Here is a 16,232-nt window from a genome sequence, read left to right on the forward strand (position 1 = left end):
GAAGCGCTTGGCTGGCGCGGCGGTTGCCGCGATAGAGCGATGATGGACGCGAACCTCTGGACCCTGATTGCTTCGGCGGCGAAGGCCGCCGGCGATAGGCCTGTCTTCGTCGAAAAGAGTGAGGTCCGCCTGCGTTACGACGAGCTGGACGCGGCCGTCGCGGGCTGGGCAAACGCGCTGGCCGCGCGCGGTGCGAAGCCCGGCGACCGGATCGTGGTGCAGGCCGAAAAGTCGGTCGACAATGCCCTGCTCTACCTCGCCAGCCTGCGCGCCGGCCTTGTCTATGTGCCGCTCAACACCGCCTATACGACGGCGGAACTGGACTATTTCATCGAGGATGCCGAGCCTTCGGTGGTGATCGCGCCGGGCCATCTCGACCTCGCCGATCTCGCGCCCGCGCCCGGTCCGTTCGAGACCGTGGCGCGCGACCCCGGCGATCTCGCCGCCATCCTCTACACGTCCGGCACCACCGGCCGCTCCAAGGGGGCGATGCTCAGCCACGAAAATCTGTCGTCCAACGCGCTGGTGCTGAAGGATTATTGGCGCTGGCGGCCGGACGACGTGCTGATCCACGCTCTGCCCATCTATCATGTCCACGGTCTGTTCGTGGCGCTGCACGGCGCGCTGCTGGGCGGCTCGACGATGCTCTGGCACAGAAGCTTCGACGCCGATGCGGTGATCGGCGACCTGTCCCGCGCCACGATACTGATGGGCGTGCCGACCTTCTACGTGCGACTTGTCGCGCATGACCGGCTGACGCGGGACGCCGTAGCGAATATGCGGCTGTTCATCTCGGGATCGGCGCCGCTGCTGGAGGCGACCTTCACCGGTTTCGAGGCGCGGACCGGGCATCACATCCTGGAGCGCTACGGGATGACCGAGGCGGGGATGATCTGCTCCAACCCCTATGACGGGGATCGCATTCCCGGCACGGTGGGCTTCCCGCTCCCCGGCGTCGAGGCGCGCATCCGCGACGAAGTGCTCGAAATCCGCGGCCCGAACCTGTTCAAGGGTTATTGGCGCAATCCCGAAAAGACCGCCGAGGAGATGCGCGCCGACGGCTTCTTCATCACCGGCGACATCGCGACCATGGCCGAGGACGGCCGCGTCGCGATCGTCGGGCGGGCCAAGGACCTGATCATCGCCGGCGGACTCAACATCTATCCCAGAGAGATCGAGCTGGCGATCGACGCGGTGCCGGGCGTCGGCGAAAGCGCGGTGATCGGCGTGCCGCACCCCGACCTGGGCGAGGCCGTGGTCGCGGTGGTGACGCGCGCCGATCCGGCGCTCGACGAGGCGGCGGTGCTGGCCGGCATCACGTCCCTCGCCCGCTTCAAGCAGCCGCGCCGCATCCTCTTCGCCGACGCGCTGCCGAGGAACGCGATGGGCAAGGTCCAGAAGGTGGCGCTGCGCGAGGCGCATAGCGGGCTGTTCGGGTAGGAGAGTTTGACGCAACGCTCCGTTCGTCCTGAGCCTGTCGAAGGACTGTCTTTTCCTTGGAACAAAGAGAAGGACAGGGCTTCGACAGGCTCAGCCCGAACGGAGGGGAGATTCAAGACAGGAGAATCCGGCTCTAAGCCGCCTCCCGTGCCTCTCCGAAACCCCGCTGGAAATCGAGGCCGGTGGGCTGCTGGAACAGGCGCAGGCCGAATTCCGGCAGGGTCGCGATCAGGTGATCGAAGATATCCGACTGGATGTCCTCATACTCGCCCCAGGCGGTGGTCGCGGTGAAGCAGTAGATCTCGATCGGCAAGCCCTCCGGCGAGGGGCTGAGCTGACGCACCAGCATCGTCATTTCGTTGGTGATGCCCGGATGCGCCTTCAGATAGGCGGAGATATAGGCCCGGAAGGTGCCGACATTGGTGAGCCGCCGCGCGTTCACCGCATCCGACGCGCGATCCGGGCTGGCGCGGTTCCATTCCGCGATCTCCGCTTCCTTGCTCTCCAGATAGGGCCGGATCAGGGCGAAGCGATCGAGGCCGTCCGCCTCCTCCCCGCTCAGGAAGCGCACGCTGTTCTGGTCGATCATCAGCGGGCGCTTGATCCGCCGGCCGCCCGATTCCGACATGCCGCGCCAGTTCTTGAACGAATCCTCGATGAGCTTGTGGGTCGGGATCGTGGTGATCGTCTTGTCCCAGTTCTGCACCTTCACCGTGTGCAGCGCGATGTCGATGATGTCGCCGTCCGCGTCATATTTGGGCATCTCGATCCAGTCGCCGACCCGGATCATGTCGTTGGAGGTGAGCTGGACCGAGGCGACGAGCCCCAGGATCGTGTCCTTGAACACCAGCATCAACACCGCCGCCATCGCGCCGAGGCCGGACAGGAGCAGGATCGGCGACCGGTCGATCAAGGCGGCGACGATCAGGATCGCGGCGGCGCAGAAGATGACGATCTTGCCGACCTGCACATAGCCCTTGATCGGCCGCGACCCCGCGTCCGGGCGGCGGGCATAGACATGGTTGCCCAGATCCATCGCGGCGCCGATCGCCAGCGCGACGGTGAGGATCGCGAAGCCGGTCGCGACGTTGCGGACCAGCACCGGCGCCCAGCCGGGCAAATGCGGGACCGCGAGGATGCCGGTGCTGACGATGAGGGTGGGAACCAGATTCGCCAGCCGCTTCACGATCCGGGTGACGGCGCCCGCTTCCTCGCCGATCGGCGAATGGGCGATCAGCCGCCCGATGACCTTGAGGACGATCTTCTTGGCGATCCAGTTGCCGATCCAGGCGATCAGGATCAGCACGGACAGCGAGATCAGGGTTTGCAGCCAGGCTTGGTCGGTGACGGTCATTCCGATCAGGTCGGCGATGAGAGCCTCCTTCGAGCGATGATTTGGGGATGAGCCACCCTAACGCGCCCGCGGGGGAAATTCACCCCCCTCCCGCGACCCTAGCCGCTTTCCTGGCAGCGCACCCGCCATTGCCGGCCGCGCAGGATGAGGATGCCGGCATAGCCCGTTCCGGCCCGCCGGGTGTCGAGGCGCGCGATACGCTCGTCGGCATTGCCGTCGAGGATGTCGAGCTTGAGCTGGTCGCGGTCGAGCCAGGACTGGGCGATCATCGGCGCGCCCGCGCCATCGCCGGTGGCGAGGGACCGGCCGCCTTCCGCCAGCCGCGCCTGGACGATGCCGCCCGCGCCGACGACCAGCGACAAGGCCGGCCCGTCCGTCGGGCTGGTGGTCGAACGGCACGATATCGTGCCGGTGGCCAAGGCGGGCGGCGCGGCCGCGAGCAGGGCCGCGGCGATACAGCTTGCGAGTCTCATGGGAAGCGCGATAGCAGCGCGGCACTGGCCGAACCATGAACGATCCCACCACCATCCGCCGTCTCTACGGCCGTTCCAAGGGCCGCCCGCTCCGCCAGGGCCAGGCGGCGCTGATCGAGGAGCTGCTGCCCGCGCTCAGCGTGCCGGAGGACGGGCCGATCGACGCGGCGAGCCTGTTCGGTCATGATTGCCCGCTCCATTTCGAGATCGGCTTCGGCGGCGGCGAGCATCTCGCCTGGCGCGCCGATCTGCTGCCGGATCACGGCTTCATCGGCTGCGAGCCGTTCCTGAACGGCGTCGCGACCGCGCTCGGTCATATCCGCGACCAGCGGCTCGCCAATGTCCGTCTCCATATGGGCGACGCGCTGGAGGTGCTGGCGCGGTTGCCGGACGCGAGCCTGCGCTTCGTCTACCTGCTCCATCCCGACCCCTGGCCCAAGGCGCGGCACGCCAAGCGGCGCATGGTCAATCCCGGCCCGCTCGACCTGATCGCGGCCAAGCTGCAGCCGGGCGGCGAGTTCCGGCTCGGCACCGACGATCCGACCTATTGCCGCTGGGCGATGATGGTCATGAACGGCCGCCGCGACTTCGAATGGCTGGCCGAGCGCGCGAAGGACTTCCTCGTCCGTCCCGGCGGCTGGCCGGAGACGCGCTACGAGGCGAAGGCCCGGCGCGAGGGCCGCGAAGTCTGGTATTTCCGCTATCGCCGCATCTGAACTATAATCGCCGCCGTCATCACGGGGTCAGGGGGCGATATGGCTGCGGTCTGGACTTGTCAGGATACGACCTGCGGACGCACCGTCGATACGAAGAGCGACGCCTGCCCCAAATGCGGCGGGGCGATGAAGAAGATCGGGGAATCGCCGATCCGCGCCTGGGCCGCGATCGTCTGCGGCGTGCTGCTGATCGGCCTGATGGGCACGATCCTTCTGGCCCTGGGACCGGCGCTCAATCAGACCGTCGCGACGGGCAGTTCCGAGAATTTCACCGGCACCGCCGAGCAGGCGCAGGCGGTCCTGCACCTTTTCTATGTGGTCATCGCGTTCGGTGTTCTCGCCCTCGTCAACGGCATCTACATGCTGGTGACGGGATCGCAGCACCGCGCGTTCATCATCGTGACGTTGCTGATGGTGCTGGTGCTGTTCTACGTCCTCTACCGGACGTTCAGCCTGCTGTCGGCGTCAGCCTGAGCAGCCGCCCGCCCGATCCCTCGCGCTGGTCCTCGAGCAGGTAGATCGACCCGTCCGGCCCCTGCTCCACCTCGCGGATGCGCTGGCCCATGTCGAACCGCTCCGCCTCGCGGGCATTGTCGCCGTCGAAGGTGACGCGGACCAGCGAGCGGCTGGACAGACCGCCGATCAGCGCGCTGCCCCGCCATTGCGGGAACATGTCGCCCGAATAGAAGATCAGGCTGGAGGGCGAGATGACCGGCGTCCAGGTGATCTTCGGCGCGGCGAATTCCGGCCGCGTGTCGTGGTTCGGGATCGGGCGGCCGTCATAATGATCGCCGTTGGAGACGGTCGGATAGCCGTAATCGGCGGCGCGCTCGACCAGGTTCAGTTCGTCGCCGCCCTGCGGTCCCATCTCGACATTCCACAACCGCCCCTGCCCGTCGAAGGCGAGGCCGAGCGGGTTGCGATGGCCGAGGCTCCAGACCTGCGAGATGATCCGGCCCTGATCGTAGAAGGGATTGTCGGACGGGACCATGCCGGTGTCGGTCAGCCGCACGATCTTGCCGGCATTGGAATTGCGGTCCTGCGCCGGATCGAATTGCTGGCGCTCGCCGGAGCTGATGTAGAGGAACTGGCCGTCGGGCGAGAAAGCGAGGCGGTGGCCGTAATGGCCGCGCCCGGTGAAGCCCGGTTCCTGCCGCCAGATCACCTGGAAGCCGTCGATCCGCGCATTGCCGCCCTCGACGACCAGCCGGCCCCGGCCGACCGCCGCATGGCGGGTGCCGCCCTCGCCCGCTTCGGCATAGCTCAGATAGACGATGCTGTTGTTGGCGAAATCGGGATGGACGATCACGTCGCCGAGCCCGCCCTGCCCGCCATATTCGACCGCCGGCACGCCAGCGACGTCGATCGCCGCGCCGCCGACCGTCCACAGCTTCAGCGTGCCCGCCTTCTCGGTGATCAGCGCCTGGCGGCCGCCGGGCAGAAAGGCCATCGCCCAGGGTTCGCGGAACTGCGCGATCTCCTCCACCGCGAACGGCCGCCCTTCCGACGCCGTCGCCTGGCCGGCATTGCCTGCGTCGCTGGCGGCGGTGCAGCCGATCAGGACCAGAGCGGGAAGCAGGACGGTGCGAATAGCGCGCATGGGAAAGCTCCTGTGTGGCTGGTGCCGGGGCAACGCTCCGGCTCGCGGGATGGCTCCTGATAGCCAGCCGATTTGCATTGTGCGACCCCCGCGATAGGTTGGGCGCCATGAAACAGGCCCTTTCGCTCATCGCCGCCGCTGCGGCCGTCGCCCTTCCCGCCTGCGCCACCGCCCAGGGAAGCTCCGATCCACAGGCCGAATTCATGGCCGCGCTCAACGCCCTGTGCGGCAACGCCTATGAAGGCCGGGTCGTGACCAATGACGAGGCGGACCGCGATTTCGCGGCCAGCCGGCTGGTCATGCATGTCCGCCAGTGTGCGCCGGACGATGTGCGCGTCCCCTTCCATGTCGGCGAGGACCGGTCGCGCACCTGGGTCATCACCCGCACCGCCGACGGGCTGCGCCTCAAGCACGACCATCGCCACGAGGACGGGAGCGAGGACGTGCTCACCCAATATGGCGGCGACACCGCCAATGCCGGCACCGCGACGCGGCAGGAATTTCCGGCCGATCAATTCTCCCGCGACCTGTTCGTCGCGCGGGACATCCCCCAGTCGGCGACCAATGTCTGGGCCGTCGAGGTCGTGCCGGGGCGGATCTACGCCTATGAGCTGCGCCGGCCCAATCGCTTCCTGCGCGTCGAATTCGATCTCACCCGCCCGGTGACGCCGCCGCCGGCGCCCTGGGGCCACGAATAGGGGCGAAGCCTAAAGGGCCATGATGCCCTTGCGGGGCTCGCGCGTGCCAAGAGTGTCGGCGGCCAGCGGGGCGCCGGCGGCGAGCAAGGCGGCCCGGCGCCCCTTCGCATCGGTGCTGAGCTGCGCCTGCTCGTATTTCAGAAAGCGGTGGATGCAGTCGTGCGCCAGCGTGCGCGCGACCCATCCGGCCGCTTTCGGCCAGCGCGCGGCGTCGATCTCGAAGCCGGCATAGGCGGCGTTGCGGAAGAAGCAGGCGATCGCGATGTCGGCGAGGCCGATCTGGCCGAACAGGAAACCCGAATCCGGCGCCTCGCCTTCCAGATAGTCGAGCGCGGCGGGCAGCCCCTCGGTCAGCGTGCGCTCCACCCGCGCCGCGTCCGTCGCCTCGCCGAACACCATCGGGCCGACGATCTTCTGGTAGAACAGGCCCCAGATGGCGAGGTCGCCGAGCCGGGTATCGGCATATTCCTCCAGCCAGCGCGCCCTGACGCGGTCGGCCGGATCGGCGGGGAGCAGGGGATGGCCGGAAAAGGCCTCGTCCAGCCAGGCGCAGATCACGGTGGAATCGTTCAGCACCAGATCGCCGTGGAGCAGCACCGGGATGCGCCGGAGCGGCGACAGCCGTTGAAACGCCTCGCCGCCGAAAAAGGGCGTGATCGGATCGATCTCGTAATCGTCGATCCCTTTCAGCGCCATGCAGGCGAGCACCTTGCGGACATAAGGGGAGACATAGCTGCCGATGATCTTCATGGCCCAGCTCCTGCCAGATATCCGGCGGCGCCACCATGGACGATTCACGCGCCCCGCATCGAGACTCGCCTTTGCCGAAGGCCGCAGATACGATACCCGTCTGGGGCGGGGAGAAGAGTGTTGGGCGAGGAAACGCGCTCGATCAAGCTGGCGCAGGTGCCGCCGTTCCGGCTTGGCGAAGTGCTGGTCGATCCGCCACGCCGGCGGGTGTCGCGCGATCACCGCGCCGTGATCCTCGAACCCCGGGTGATGCAGGTGCTGGTGCTACTCGCCAAGGCCCGGGGCGCCGTGATCTCCCGCGACGAGCTGATCGAACGCTGCTGGGGCGGCCGCATCGTCGGCGAGAACGCGATCAACCGCGTGATCTCCCGCATCCGCCAATTGGCGGCGGAGCTCGGGGTCGACTCCTTCCTGCTCGAGACCATCACCAAGGTCGGCTACCGCATGGTCGTGATGGGCGAGGCGGAAGCCGTGGGCGTGCCCGATTTGTCGCCGCCCTGGCCGGTGGGCAACCGCGAACCGCCCCCCATGGCCCTCGCCGATGTGGAAGAGAACGACCAACCCACGCCTCCCCGCCTGACACGACGGCGGTTCGTCGCCGCCGGCGCGGCGCTGGCCGGGCTCGGCGCGGCGGGAACCTGGCTGTGGCGCGGCAGACAGGGCCATGTGCCGCATCCCAGGGCGCTGGAATTCCACCGGCGCGGCCAGCTCGCGCAGCGCCAGGGCGTGCCCGAGCAGGTGCGCCAGGCCATCTCCTTCTTCCGCCAGGCGACCGAGATCGATCCGCTCTATGCCGATGCCTGGGGCGGACTGGCCTTGTCCTACCGCCATGTCCTGGAAGGCTATGCGGACGGCGAGCTGGACAGCCTGCCGGGCCTGATCGAATCCGCCGCCAACCGGGCGCTTGCGCTCGATTCCGGCAATGCCGACGCGGCGACCGCGCTGGCCATGATCGACCCCTATTTCCGCAACTGGGCGCGGATCGAGCGCGACCTGCTGCGCATCGCGCGCGATCATCCCGATCACTGGTTCGTGCAGGGCCAGCTCGGCCTCATCCGCTACGAGACCGGGCGGTGGCGCGACGGCCTGCCGCATACCGAACGGCAATTGGAGATCGAGCCGTTCATCCCGATCCCGCATGTCTCGCACGCCCGCGCCTTGTGGGGCGTGGGCCGGCTGCACGAGGCGGAAACTGCGCTCGATGCCGCCGTGGCGCGCTGGCCGGGCAATTTCCTTCCCTGGAACCTCAAGTTCAGCTTCCTGCTGTTCAACCGGCGGCCGGCCGCCGCCGCCGCCTTCGTGATGAATCCCGAGATGCGGCCCGAGCAGCTCCGGGAGGACGGCATCCAGGCCCGGCTGGTGCTGGCCCGCGCCGTCGAACGGGGCGATCCCGCCGACATCGCCGCGAGCCTGGCCGACCAGCGCGCGATGCTGCCGTCGATCGGATCAATGCCGATGACAGCGCCCGTGCTCGTCCTGTTGGGGCAGCCTGACCTGGCGATGGCGGCGATGGAGCGCTATTTTCTGGGTGGCGCGGCGAGCGAAATCGGCCCCGCGATCGCCCCGCCGACCCGCTACGAACGCCGCTACACGCATTTCCTGTTCATGCCCAACATGGCGCGGCTCTGGCCCGAGCCGCGCTTCGCGGCCCTGCTCGAAAGCATCGGGCTGGAGCCTTACTGGCGCGCCACCGGAACCGTGCCGGACCATCGCCGCACCGCCTGAGCGGGCGGAGCCGGGGCCCCGCCCGCCTTTCGGGTCAGAATTCCCCCGCCACGCCGGCGCGGAAGGCATTGTTGCGATTGCCGGCGAAGGAAAAACCCAGGCCGATCGCGAACGGCACGTTCGTGTCGAGCCGATGGACGATGGACCCGCCGAGCGCGAACTCGCCCCGGAAGGTGGAGCCGTTGAGGACGTAGGAGGTCCGCCCCGGCGCCGAGGGCATCGGCGCATGGCCCATCGCGACGGCCGCCGCAACGCCCTGGCGCATGTCGCGGCGATCAAGATCGCGCAGATCGAACAGGTCGTCGATCTGGGTGGCCATCAGGCTCTGGGCGGCCTGCAGCGCGCCCACATTGGGCAGCACGGCCGAACTGCGGCCGACCACGCCATTGGCATCGACGGTCATCACCGAGACGGTGCCGCTCTGCGCGGCGGTGCTGGCGGCGATGTCGCCGATCCGGACGGCGCTGCCGTTACCGCCCAGCGCCACCTGGTTGACGGCCGTGGTCGCCGCGCCCGCGCCGACCGCCGTCGATCCGGCGAAACTCGCGCTGGAGCCGGCACCGACCGCCGTCGCGCCGTCCGCCGAGGCCGCCGCCAGACGGCCGACGGCGGTGGCACCGAGCGCGGTCGCCTGGGCGCTGACGCCGAAGGCAGACGCCGCCAAGGCGGTCGCGCGGCTGTTGTGGCCGACCGAGGTTGAGGCGATCGCCGTCGCCTGCGATCCCTGACCCATCGCCGTCGAGTTGAGACCCGACGAGATCGTGGAATCGCCCACGGCGATCGCGCCCTGCCCGGAAGCGGCGGCGATATTGCCGGCGGCGAGCGACTGGGCACCGCTCGCCGACGCAGCCCAGCCAAATGCCTGCGCGCCGGCGGCGGAGGCGACCGCGCCGCCGCCGACTGCCGTGGCGTGGAAGCCGGAGGCCACAGCATTGCCGCCGACGGCGACGGCATCCTCATCCGTGGCCTCGGCAAGCTGGCCAAGCGCGACGGCATTGCCAGCCGAGTCCGGGTTGCTGCCGTTGGTCGCGATCGCGCCGGCGCCGATCGCGATCGAGCCGGTTGACGACGCCGTCACGCTGCGCGTGGCCATGGCGCCGGCCGGAAGGGCTTCGCCGCCGATCGCGATCGTCCGGTTCGCCGTTGCCTGACTCCTGCCGCCGACGGCGATGGCGCCGGTCGCGGCGGCGGTCGCGTTAGGTCCGATGGCGGTCGCCGCCAGCCCCGCCGCGGTGGTCGTGGCGCCGGCGCCGATCGCGACGCTGACCGTGCCTTGGGCGCTGGTCGCCTGTCCCGAAACCGGATTGACGCCGCCGACGGCCACCGCGCCCGGCGCCGTGGCGCTGGCGCCGGCGCCGTTGGCGGTGGCATTGGGACCGGAGGCCGTGCTGTTCTGCCCGGTCGCCGTGGCGCCGGGTGCGGAAGCGGTGGAATTCGTGCCGCATTCGGTCGAATTCGGCGCGGGCCCGTCGTTGCATTCGGGCGTTGGATCGGCGCGGGCTTCGCCGGGCAGCGTGAGCGTCATGATCGTGGCGCCGAGCATGGCGCCGCCGAGCAGCCTGGAACGCGCCGTCCGGGCGCGGGCGAAATTGTTGGATATGTTCGTCATTTCCACCTCCCTGTCGCATGTCGTCATGCCGGCGCAGGGTGGCGGGGATGGGCCGGAGGCGGCTACACCGGCACGGTGATGAAAGCGTGATGAAGTTGTGATTTGTGCGATTTTGCGCCGGGAAGACCGTGCCGACGGCGCGCGGCATGGGCGACGGCCATTCCCCGCTTGCCCCCTTCCGTCGCCTCCCCTATATGGCTTGTGCCTTTCTCGACATCGTCAAACATGTTGAGGCTGGTCCCGGAAACGGGGCCGGCGCGGAGGCGCTTTACTTTTGCAGGAACGCGCATGGCGGACATCGCCGCAGTGACGAGGATCATCGAGCCCGAGGTGGAAGCCGAGGGTTTCGCGCTCGTGCGCGTCAAGATGATCGGCGGCAAGGACGATCCGACATTGCAGGTGATGGCCGAGCGGCCGGACACCCGCCAGCTCGACCTCGCCGATTGCGAGCGGTTGTCGCGACGACTGTCGGAGCGGTTCGACGCGCTGGAGGCGGAAGGGGCCGACCCGATCGAGGGCGGCTACCGGCTCGAGGTCAGCTCGCCGGGCATCGACCGGCCGCTCACCCGGCCGCGGGATTTCGCCGACTGGCGGGGCCATGAGGCGCGGATCAACCTCGTCGAGAAGACGGACGGCCGCAAACAGTTTAACGGCGCGCTGATCGGCTGGGACGACGGCGCGATTCTGGTCGATGTGCCCAATCTGGGCGAGACCCGCGTGCCCTTCGCCAATGTCGCCGGGGCCAAGCTGGTCCTGACCGACCGTCTTATTCGGGCCACCGCTCCGCTCAGCACGGACGGCGCCGATACATTCGAAGAACTTCAGGAAGAAGGACAGGACTGACATCATGGCCACCGAAGCGCCCGGCGCCGTTTCCGCCAACAAGGCCGAACTGATCGCCATCGCCGACGCCGTCGCGCGCGAGAAGCTGATCGACAAGGGCATCGTCATCGAGGCGATGGAGGACGCGATCCAGCGCGCCGCCCGCGCCCGCTACGGCGCCGAGAACGACATCCGTGCCAAGCTCGATCCGCAATCGGGCGATCTGCGCCTGTGGCGCGTCGTCGAGGTGGTCGAGGAGGTCGACGACTATTTCAAGCAGGTGAACCTGGAGGATGCGCAAAAGCTGCAGAAGGATGCGGCGCTGGGCGACTATATCGTCGATCCGCTGCCGCCGATCGAGTTCGGCCGCATCGCCGCCCAGGCCGCCAAGCAGGTCATCTTCCAGAAGGTCCGCGACGCCGAGCGCGAGCGCCAGTTCGAGGAATTCAAGGATCGCGGCAACGAGATCATCACCGGCGTCGTCAAGCGCGTCGAGTTCGGCCATGTCGTCGTCGATCTCGGCCGCGCCGAAGGCGTGATCCGCCGCGACCAGCAGATCCCGCGCGAATTGCTCCGCGTCGGCGACCGGGTCCGCTCGATCATCCTGCGCGTCGTGCGCGAGAATCGCGGCCCGCAGATCTTCCTGTCGCGCGCCCATCCCGAATTCATGAAGAAGCTGTTCGCGCAGGAAGTGCCGGAAATCTACGACGGCATCATCGAGATCAAGGCCGCCGCCCGCGATCCGGGCAGCCGCGCCAAGATCGGCGTGATCAGCCATGACAGCTCGATCGACCCGGTCGGCGCCTGCGTCGGCATGAAGGGCTCGCGGGTTCAGGCCGTGGTGCAGGAACTCCAGGGCGAGAAGATCGACATCATCCCGTGGAGCGAGGACACCGCGACCTTCATCGTCAACGCGCTGCAGCCGGCCACCGTCGCCCGCGTCGTGATCGACGAGGAGGAGAGCCGGATCGAGGTGGTCGTTCCCGACGACCAGCTCAGCCTCGCCATCGGCCGCCGCGGCCAGAATGTCCGCCTCGCCAGCCAGCTTACCGGCTCCGCGATCGACATCATGACCGAGGCGGATTCGAGCGAGAAGCGCCAGCGCGAGTTCGTCGAGCGCTCCGAGATGTTCCAGAACGAGCTGGACGTGGACGAGACGCTGGCCCAGCTGCTCGTCGCCGAAGGCTTCGGCGCGCTGGAGGAGGTCGCCTATGTCGAGGCCGAGGAGCTGTCGACGATCGAGGGCTTCGACGAGGAGCTGGCGGCCGAGCTGCAGAATCGCGCCGCCGAGGCGCTGGAGCGGCGCGAGGCGGCGAACCGCGAGGAGCGCCGCGCGCTCGGCGTCGAGGACGCGCTGGCCGAAATGCCCTATCTCACCGAAGCGATGCTGGTGACTTTGGGCAAGGCGAACATCCGCACGCTCGACGATCTGGCCGATCTCGCCACCGACGAGCTCATTCAGAAGAAGCGCCCGGAGCAGCGCCGCCAGCGCGAGCCGAACAACCGGCCCGAGGACAAGGGCGGCGTGCTCGGCGAATATGGCCTGACCGAGGAGCAGGGCAACGAGATCATCATGGCCGCCCGCGCCCACTGGTTCGAGGACGAGGACGTCAAGGGGGAGGACGCGGTTGCGGAAACTCCCCAATGATCGCCTGAGCGAAGGACATTCGCCTGAAAGGATGTGCGTCCTGACCCGGGAAACCGGGGCGCGGGACGCGTTGATTCGTCTTGCCTTGTCTGCGGACGGCGAGGTCGCTCCCGATGTGCGCGCCAAGGCGCCCGGGCGCGGTGCATGGATCGGCGTCGATCGCGCGGCACTCGATACCGCTTTGGCCAAGGGCAAGCTCAGGGCGGCGCTGGCGCGGGCGTTCAAGACGAACGATCTCGCCGTCCCCGCCGATCTGGGCGAGCGGATCGAGGACGCATTGCGGCAGGCCGTGCTCGACCGGCTCGGGCTGGAAGCGCGGGCCGGCAATGTCGCGACCGGCAGCGAGAAGATCGAAACCGCGGCGCGGCGCGGGCAGGTTCGCCTGCTGCTCCACGCCGCCGACGCGGGCGAGGAAGGCAATCGCAAGCTGGACCAGGCCTGGCGCGTCGGCTCCGAAGCCGAGGGTTCCGGGCAACGGGGGTTGGTTTTGCCCCTGCCGAGGGCCATATTGTCGTTGGCGCTGGGCCGCGACAACGTGGTACATGTCGCCATAGTGGATGGAGCCGCCGCGAAGCGTGTTTCGCACGCGATTGCGCGGTGGCGCGCTTTCATCGGACGTGATGCTGGGCTAGAGGCCGTTTCCGCGGATGCGGCGGCTGCGTCCGATATTGAATGAATGAAGGATTTCGAGTGAGCGATTCGACGGACAAGCCGAAACTGGGAACGCGGGCGCCGCTGGGCCTGAAGCGCACGGTCGAGACCGGCAAGGTGAAGCAGAGCTTCAGCCATGGCCGTTCGAACACCGTCGTCGTGGAGGTCAAGAAGCGCCGCATCCTGGGCCGCCCGGGCGAGGCCGAGGCGGCTCCCGCGCCGGAGCCCGTCGCGCCGCCGCCCGCGCCCGCCGCCCGCGCGCCCGAACCGGCGCCCAAGCCCGCGCCCCAACCCGCCCCTTCGACCGAGACCCGCAAGGAGCTGCAGGAGCGGCTGCTGCGCGAGGCCGAGGAGGCACGCCTCTCGTCGCTCGAGGAGGCCCGCCGGCGCGAGGACAAGCAGGCCAAGGCGGCGACCGCGGACGAGAAGCGCCGCGCGGAGGAGAACAAGCGCGCCGAGGAAGAGGCCCGGATCAAGGTCGAGGAAGACGCCAAGCGCGCCGCGGAGGAAGCGGCGCGCGCCGCCGAGGCCCCCGCTCCGGCGCCCGAAGCCGCGGACGAGGAGGGCGATCGCCGCCCCGCTCATGGCCGGCCGCCGCGCCAGGCCTTCACGCCGGTCAAGCGCCCCGAGCCGGCCCGTCCGGCGCGCGGTCGTGAGGATCATCGCCGCGAACGTGGCAAGCTCACCGTCACCCGCGCGCTCGACGACAGCGGCGACGCCCGCGCCCGGTCTCTCGCCGCGCTCAAGCGCGCCCGCGAGAAGGAAAAGCGCGCCCATATGCAGGCCGGTCCATCCGCCAAGCAGGTCCGCGACGTGGTGGTGCCGGAGAACATCACCGTCGGCGAGCTCGCCAACCGCATGGCCGAGCGCGGCGCCGATCTGGTGAAGGCTTTGTTCAAGATGGGCGTGGTCGTCACCGTCAACCAGACGATCGACCAGGACACGGCCGAGCTGCTCGTCACCGAGTTCGGCCACAACATCAAGCGCGTCAGCGAAAGCGACATCGACATCCAGACCGAAACCGACGTGGATGCCGAGGACACGCTGAAAGCCCGTCCGCCGGTCGTCACGATCATGGGCCATGTCGATCACGGCAAGACCAGCCTGCTCGACGCGATCCGCGGCGCCAATGTCGTTTCCGGCGAGGCCGGCGGCATCACCCAGCATATCGGCGCCTATCAGGTGACGCTGAAGGACAAAGCGAAGCTCACCTTCCTCGACACGCCGGGCCACGAGGCCTTCACCGAGATGCGCGCGCGCGGCGCCAACGTCACCGACATCGTCATCCTGGTGGTGGCGGCCGATGACGGGCTGAAGCCGCAGACGATCGAGGCGATCGCCCACACCAAGGCGGCCGGCGTGCCGATGATCGTGGCGATCAACAAGATCGACAAGTCCGGCGCCAATGCCCAGAAGGTCCGCGAGGAGCTGCTCCAGCACGAGGTCGTCGTCGAGGCCATGGGCGGCGACGTGCAGGACGTCGAGGTCTCGGCGCTCAAGCAGACCAATCTCGACAAGTTGCTCGACGCGATCGCGCTGCAGGCCGAGATTCTGGAATTGAAGGCCAATCCGGATCGCGCCGCCGAAGGCGCCGTGGTCGAGGCCAAGCTCGACAAGGGCCGCGGGCCCCTTGCCACCGTACTCGTCCAGCGCGGCACGCTTCGGGTGGGGGACATCTTCGTCGCCGGCCCGGTGTCGGGCAAGGTGCGCGCGATGATCGACGATCATGGGCGCCAGGTGAAGGAAGCGGGGCCGAGCGTCCCGGTCGAGGTGCTGGGTCTCGGCGGCGTGCCGTCGGCCGGCGACACGCTGACCGTGGTCGAGAACGAAGCGCGCGCGCGCGAAGTCGCCGCCTACCGCCAGAGCGTGATCGACAAGAAGCGCACCACGTCCGCGCCGGCGAGCTTCGACACGATGTTCTCCGCGCTGAAGGAGAAGCAGGCGGTCGAGTTCCCGCTGGTCATCAAGGGCGACGTGCAGGGCTCGGTCGAGGCGATCGTCGCGGCGGTCAACAAGATCTCCAACGAGGACATCAGGGCGCGCGTGCTCCATGCCGGCGTCGGCGGCATCACCGAGAGCGACGTGACGCTGGCGGGCGCGTCGGGCGCGCCGATCATCGGCTTCAACGTCCGCGCCAACGCCAAGGCGCGCGAGATCGCCGAGCGGCAGGGCGTCGCGATGCAATATTACGACGTCATCTACGATCTCACCGACGCGGTGAAGGCGGCGATGGCCGGCAAGATCGGCCCGCTCATCATCGAGAATGTCGTCGGCCGGGCGGAAATCCGCGAGGTCTTCTCCGCCGGCAAGCATGGCCGCGCGGCCGGCCTGCTGGTCGTCGAAGGCTATATCCGCAAGGCGCTGAAGGCGCGCATCATGCGCGATGACGTGATCATCTACAACGGATCGATCGCCTCGCTCCGCCGCTTCAAGGACGATGTGCCCGAAGTGCGCGCCGGTCTCGAATGCGGCGTGACCTTCGAAAGCCACACCGACATCAAGCCGGGCGACTTCCTCGAGACCTTCGAGATCGAGGAACGCGAACGGACGCTGTGACGGAAGAGGCGGGCGAACGGCGGCACTGGCGCGTCCGGCGCAAGCGCAAAGGCGGGCGCGACCCTCATCTCGAAACAGCGGGCGGAGAAGCGGTCGAGACGATCGGCTGCTGCTTTTTCGAGTTCGTGGCCGCCTCCGCATTGATGCTGGGTCTGCTCGTTCTTCCGGTCTGGATCTGGGTGGTTTGAAG

The 16,232-nt window shown here is 68.5% G+C and carries 15 protein-coding genes; 10 read left to right on the forward strand and 5 right to left on the reverse strand.

Going from position 1 to position 16,232, the window contains the following annotated elements; genetic code table 11:
- Window positions 1–39 precede the first annotated feature (39 nt).
- Complete coding sequence (locus tag KF780_00625) at window positions 40–1,440, forward strand: AMP-binding protein (protein ID MBX3560295.1); 1,401 nt, start codon at window positions 40–42, stop codon at window positions 1,438–1,440.
- A gap of 133 nt (window positions 1,441–1,573) precedes the next feature.
- On the opposite strand, the gene KF780_00630 is transcribed toward KF780_00625, so the two are convergent.
- Both KF780_00630 and KF780_00635 read right to left on the reverse strand, forming a co-directional pair.
- The gene (locus KF780_00630) at window positions 1,574–2,794 is read right to left on the reverse strand and encodes a mechanosensitive ion channel (GenBank protein ID MBX3560296.1); all 1,221 of its coding nucleotides are present in this window, start codon (window positions 2,792–2,794) and stop codon (window positions 1,574–1,576) included.
- Between the two features lie 98 nt (window positions 2,795–2,892).
- Window positions 2,893–3,267, reverse strand: a complete 375-nt coding sequence (locus KF780_00635) for a hypothetical protein (GenBank protein ID MBX3560297.1) — start codon at window positions 3,265–3,267, stop codon at window positions 2,893–2,895.
- 35 nt (window positions 3,268–3,302) lie between these two features.
- Between KF780_00635 and KF780_00640 the strand changes: the two genes are divergently transcribed.
- A complete protein-coding gene (locus KF780_00640) occupies window positions 3,303–3,983 on the forward strand; it encodes a tRNA (guanine(46)-N(7))-methyltransferase TrmB (protein MBX3560298.1) in 681 nt (226 codons plus the stop codon).
- A 39-nt stretch (window positions 3,984–4,022) separates the two neighbouring features.
- Window positions 4,023–4,457: a hypothetical protein gene (locus KF780_00645; protein ID MBX3560299.1), complete on the forward strand. Its 435-nt coding sequence runs from the start codon at window positions 4,023–4,025 to the stop codon at window positions 4,455–4,457.
- Here the strand turns inward: KF780_00645 and KF780_00650 are convergent.
- Window positions 4,432–5,583, reverse strand: coding sequence for a PQQ-dependent sugar dehydrogenase (locus KF780_00650; protein MBX3560300.1), 1,152 nt, complete (start codon window positions 5,581–5,583; stop codon window positions 4,432–4,434). The genes KF780_00645 and KF780_00650 overlap by 26 nt on opposite strands.
- A 107-nt stretch (window positions 5,584–5,690) precedes the next feature.
- On the opposite strand from KF780_00650, the gene KF780_00655 reads away from it, so the two are divergent.
- Entirely contained in the window at window positions 5,691–6,281 is a 591-nt protein-coding gene (locus KF780_00655; protein MBX3560301.1) for a hypothetical protein, read from the forward strand.
- A 9-nt stretch (window positions 6,282–6,290) separates the two neighbouring features.
- Here KF780_00655 and KF780_00660 read toward each other — a convergent pair whose 3' ends face one another.
- Window positions 6,291–7,031, reverse strand: coding sequence for a glutathione S-transferase family protein (locus tag KF780_00660; protein MBX3560302.1), 741 nt, complete (start codon window positions 7,029–7,031; stop codon window positions 6,291–6,293).
- 120 nt (window positions 7,032–7,151) lie between these two features.
- Here KF780_00660 and KF780_00665 point away from each other — a divergent pair, with 120 nt between their 5' ends.
- A complete protein-coding gene (locus tag KF780_00665) occupies window positions 7,152–8,756 on the forward strand; it encodes a winged helix-turn-helix domain-containing protein (protein ID MBX3560303.1) in 1,605 nt (534 codons plus the stop codon).
- A gap of 34 nt (window positions 8,757–8,790) precedes the next feature.
- Here the strand turns inward: KF780_00665 and KF780_00670 are convergent, their stop codons facing one another.
- On the reverse strand, window positions 8,791–10,365 hold the full coding sequence (locus KF780_00670; protein MBX3560304.1) for a hypothetical protein: 1,575 nt from the start codon (window positions 10,363–10,365) through the stop codon (window positions 8,791–8,793).
- A gap of 288 nt (window positions 10,366–10,653) precedes the next feature.
- On the opposite strand from KF780_00670, the gene rimP reads away from it, so the two are divergent.
- The 5 genes from rimP to KF780_00695 are packed head-to-tail and all read left to right on the forward strand — an operon-like array spanning window position 10,654 to window position 16,230.
- Window positions 10,654–11,208 carry a ribosome maturation protein RimP gene (gene rimP, locus KF780_00675; protein ID MBX3560305.1) on the forward strand — a complete coding sequence of 185 codons (555 nt, stop codon included), beginning with the start codon at window positions 10,654–10,656 and terminating at the stop codon, window positions 11,206–11,208.
- Window positions 11,209–11,212: 4 nt separating this feature from the next.
- Window positions 11,213–12,835, forward strand: coding sequence for a transcription termination/antitermination protein NusA (gene nusA, locus KF780_00680; protein MBX3560306.1), 1,623 nt, complete (start codon window positions 11,213–11,215; stop codon window positions 12,833–12,835).
- A 31-nt stretch (window positions 12,836–12,866) separates the two neighbouring features.
- Window positions 12,867–13,511, forward strand: coding sequence for a DUF448 domain-containing protein (locus tag KF780_00685; GenBank protein MBX3560307.1), 645 nt, complete (start codon window positions 12,867–12,869; stop codon window positions 13,509–13,511).
- A gap of 14 nt (window positions 13,512–13,525) precedes the next feature.
- The gene (gene infB / locus KF780_00690; GenBank protein ID MBX3560308.1) at window positions 13,526–16,042 is read left to right on the forward strand and encodes a translation initiation factor IF-2; all 2,517 of its coding nucleotides are present in this window, start codon (window positions 13,526–13,528) and stop codon (window positions 16,040–16,042) included.
- Window positions 16,039–16,230 (forward strand): hypothetical protein, encoded by a 192-nt coding sequence (locus KF780_00695; GenBank protein MBX3560309.1) that lies wholly within the window; start codon window positions 16,039–16,041, stop codon window positions 16,228–16,230. The genes infB and KF780_00695 overlap by 4 nt, the downstream gene beginning before the upstream one ends.
- Window positions 16,231–16,232: the final 2 nt, after the last annotated feature.

Source organism: Sphingomonas sp. (assembly GCA_019635535.1).
Taxonomy (GTDB): Bacteria; Pseudomonadota; Alphaproteobacteria; order Sphingomonadales; family Sphingomonadaceae; genus Allosphingosinicella.